We start from the raw sequence: 4,365 nt of genomic DNA on the forward strand, positions 1-4,365 counted from the left end.
AACATTTAAATTTAATAGCATGGAATGTATCGAAAGTAAAAAGTGCACTAATAACTTTATCATTTCTATATACTTAAAATTATAATTTATGAACGAAAGTATATCTATGTACTCTAAAATTTTACACCTAAACAATTCTTTTAGTGATTATAAATCTTTTGAAAAGCAACGTAAATCAAAAATCGCAATCGATCTCATAAAAAAATTTGAACCTGAGTATTATTTGGAACTTAACAAACTCCCCTATCGTTTAAATCTAATGGATGAGTTAAGGTCAAATGAAAATGCGCATAGTAAGATATTATCAAAGTTAATGATGTATCCACCTGCATTGTATAACTTTTTAGAATTCCTGAACGGTAGCAAAGATTCAAACTTCAATTTAAAAGTAAAGTTAATTAAAGAACCTATTATTACTGCAGAGCGCATGCGTATCGATGTCCTCATTAGGGAGTCAAATAAGTATGCTATCATCATCGAAAATAAAATACATAAAGCTAATGAGCAAACTAACCAAATCGCGAACTATATCGATAAATGCAAGAATCTTGGATTTTCTGACGACAAAATTTATGTTATATATCTAACGCGTACGCGGCAAGAACGCCCTACTGTACAAACATGGGGGAGTTATAGTGAGGAGGACTTTGCAGGAAGATATTGTCATATTTCCTACAAAGAGGATATACTTAATTGGCTAAATGAGTATAAACATAACATTAATACGAGTGAAAGTAATTTAAGAGCAGCAATAGCACAATATATAGATCATCTTGACCATCTATTTTTTGGTCAAAAAAACATAAAGCAAATGGATAAGAAGTTACAAGAATTCCTGTACAGTGAACTTAACCTCTCAGGAGAAAACAATGAAAATTTACGAATTATCGATAATAAAATTGATTCGATAAATGAACTAAACAATCAATTAGTTCAATTGTCTAAAGTAGTAAAAGAGAAACTATTTACTGATTGGCGGGATCAATTAAAAGCGAGGTTTAGCGAAGAGTGTGTAATATACAGCAAAGATGATCATTTTATCAAAACTGGAATAAAATTAAGTCATGCTGAAAAAAAATTTAGCGTCTTAATTGAAGATGATAATAGAAGTATTTACATTGGCATAGGTAGACACTTTGCTAGTGAAATTCTTTATTCTGAAATCAAAAACTTTTTTACCGAGCTTAGTACTTCTACAAATATGCGTCCAGAAGAGCCATGGTGGTATGGATGGAAATTTACAAATTATGATGAAGGTTACACATCGCTCATCGATCTTATAGATAGTGTAGAAAAGATCTTAGAAAAAAGCAATTAATAAAAATAAAATTTGAGCTGGATATACTAAAAGAAATCGAAATACTAGCAGATCAAATAACCGATTTCAAAGTACAGTATCATCGCGGATACCTTGCTCAATGAATTGAAGATAACAAAATCCCTTACTCTCTTGACGAACTATGGGCTATCAGAGAGGAATGCATCAGGCTCATAGCTTTAAATTCACAATAATAAATAATCACCAATATGGACATCACTATTTCTGAACGCAGAGACATTGAACCTGAAGAAATAATTAATTTGTACAGGGCTAATGAATGGAGTGCAGCTGATAAACCAGAGTTATTGATGAAAGCACTCTTAAATTCGCATTCTTTGGTCACGGCGTGGGATGGTGCTACATTAGTGGACCTCGGAAATGCCATTTCCGATGGCTATCTCGTTGTTTATTATCCGCATCTACTTGTGCATCTGGATTATCAGAGTAAATGAACCGGTAAAATGATCTTGGACGTTGAGGTGCCATTCCTAACTTAATTTTAGGATAAACAATAGTAAACATTTCTGAAATTTATAAAATAGATTTACTGGTTCTATATGATTATGGTTTACAGGCTTTCGATGATTAGAAATGCGAAACTCATATGGATATCACAAACGATCTACATGGAAAAGGTCAACCATAATATCTTTACCCCTTCAAGTCCTATTTTTACATTCAGCTTATTACGTTATGTATCAATAAGAGTATTTCAATCATTAATTCAAAAGAAATTCCAATATTTTTTCTATTATTGGGTAATAACAAAAAAAATATTCATGCCATACTCCGAAAAAGAAAAGTTACCTTCAATTATTTCATCTGCATTAAATGAAGAAAGTATAAAAAATGGATTACTCGATGCGAGAATATCTAAAGATGAAATAACAAAAACTCTAAATGAAAGAGATGATGAAGTTTGGAGTGTTGTAAAAAATGAAATTACAAAATATAACAATAATGAAATACTATTAAACAACCTGCAAAATAATCACAAGCATTTATTAAATCGAACTGTAAAATGGTCACAGGATCCATATTACAGGTTTATACTTCCAATTGGTATATTAATAGTTATTTTGTTTTTTTTCGTATACTATGGCTTTTCTGCCTTCGGTCAATTTATAGTAAATTATTTGCCAATATTTGTAGCCACGAAATCCTCTTTATTGACCATTGGAATCGGCTCTTTTATTCTATCAAATTTAATTATTTTGTTAGGTTTCAATTTTCCCTACGTTTTATATTTCATAAAAACGAAAAAGTGGTTAACGGCTAATAAAGAAATTGTTAAGGAATACTATTCTTTAGTTAATGAGCAAATAAGTCTATCAAAAAAAATCCAGCAGAATGTATTAGAAAAATCTATCTACGACATAATTCGTGGGGAGATTAATCGCAAATTGAAGCCGTCCTTCAGCAGATCATTAGATGGTATAGAAATAGAAGGTCTAGGTGAAGTAATAGATATATCAAAAACCATTGATACAGAATCAAAAAATAAACTTCATTTTTTTTTAGAAAATATGCCTGGAGGGAGTATTGGGATTTCTGGAGCAAGAGGCTCTGGTAAAAGTACTCTTATAAGATCATATTGTGGAGATGAACCTATTGTTAGCGAAATCAAAGGAAAAAAAATTCTATCAATATTTACTACTGCACCGGTAAGGTATGATTACAGGGAATTTATTTTACACCTATTTACAATTACTTGTGAAAATCTGTTAAATAAGAAAGGAGAACCTATTAACGGTTCAGAATCAATTGGGGGAAAAAATCCTGTCTCACCAGCTTTGTTGAAAAATGTCATAAAATTTCTCAGAATTTTCACTTTACCCATTGGTTTTATTATGTTTTTTTTAACTTTCATTTTGTGGACGACAAGAAATATTTCAGAACAAACAAGACTAAAAAAACAGCTCGAAAATTACGAAGAAGCTTTAAAAAATAATATAAAAGATAGTTCTTTTCATTTGGAGAATGCTTCCAAAATCTCATTCAACGAGGAAAAGAATAGAAGTATTAATAGTATATTGAATTCAATCAAATCTGTTTCTTCTAAAATTCAAAACAAGGAAAATTTTTCCACATACTATTTATCCTCAATTACTAAAAATGAATATTTACCTGTAAAAACATTCACAATTGGTTTAATAAGTTTAATAATTTGGTTACTCATATCGATCTATTATATTCCTGTACCAATTATTAAGATCTTTGATTTATTTAATCTTCGAAGGCGTAGAGACGACAATGCATTAGAAAACTATATAAGACAAATTGAACGTGATAGCTTAACAGCAAAGGCAAAAAATCATTTGAATAGGATTAAATTCCAACAAAGTATTGCTTATGGTTGGTCAGGAAATTTAAAATTTCCCTCAACATATGAGGAAACCATACAACATTCTATTACAAATCAAGAAAGGGCAATGTCCAATCCTGAAATTATTTCAGAATATTCTTCATTTTTAAAATTAATCTCTGAAGAATACCAAGTAATAATAGGAATAGATGAAATGGATAAAATGGAATCAGAAACTGATGCAACAAACTTTCTTAATGAATTAAAATCATTATTCGTTCTTCAAAGGTGCTTCTTTTTAATATCTGTTTCAGAAAATGCTATGCAAAACTTTGAAAGAAGAGGATTACCATTTAGGGATGTTTTTGATAGTTCTTTTGATAGTATAATTCATTTAGGATACTTTAAAGTAAAAGATACAATTTCATTATTAGAAAAAAGAGTTATTGGACGTCCTTTTCCTTTCTTTTATCTTACACATTGTTTGTCTGGAGGCTTACCACGAGATGTAATTAGGACCTTTAGAGAGTTGGTTAGGCTTGGTGGCAACATCGATTTTAACAAAATTATTGAAGAATATGTCTCTAATGAGGTTAGATCAAAATTATATATTCTAGTATCTATATTAAAAAAAACAAATGCTAATCCAAAAAACAAACAAATAATATTACAAATTTTAGATGAATACATAGAGAATATATCAATTCAAAAATTACATGAATTATTAAATAAGTTTGAT

At 29.8% G+C, this 4,365-nt stretch carries 3 protein-coding genes; all 3 read left to right on the plus strand.

Going from position 1 to position 4,365, the window contains the following annotated elements; all coding sequences use genetic code 11:
• Nucleotides 1–88: 88 nt before the first annotated feature.
• Nucleotides 89–1,318, plus strand: coding sequence for a PD-(D/E)XK nuclease family protein (locus WH188_RS26165; protein WP_339424880.1), 1,230 nt, complete (start codon nt 89–91; stop codon nt 1,316–1,318).
• Nucleotides 1,319–1,527: 209 nt separating this feature from the next.
• A complete protein-coding gene (locus tag WH188_RS26170; protein ID WP_339424881.1) occupies nt 1,528–1,773 on the plus strand; it encodes a hypothetical protein in 246 nt (81 codons plus the stop codon).
• 327 nt (nt 1,774–2,100) lie between these two features.
• On the plus strand, nt 2,101–4,365 hold a 2,265-nt coding region (locus tag WH188_RS26175), incomplete at its 3' end, for a hypothetical protein (protein WP_339424882.1).

It is taken from the genome of Sphingobacterium sp. MYb388 (genome assembly GCF_037479535.1).
GTDB classification, from domain to species: Bacteria; Bacteroidota; Bacteroidia; order Sphingobacteriales; family Sphingobacteriaceae; genus Sphingobacterium; species Sphingobacterium anhuiense.

Excerpts from the sequence above, each read along its gene's own strand:
- WH188_RS26170 (WP_339424881.1), top strand. The coding sequence starts at position 1,528 with ATGGACATCACTATTTCTGAACGCAGAGACATTGAACCTGAAGAAATA.
- WH188_RS26165 (WP_339424880.1), top strand. The coding sequence starts at position 89 with ATGAACGAAAGTATATCTATGTACTCTAAAATTTTACACCTAAACAAT.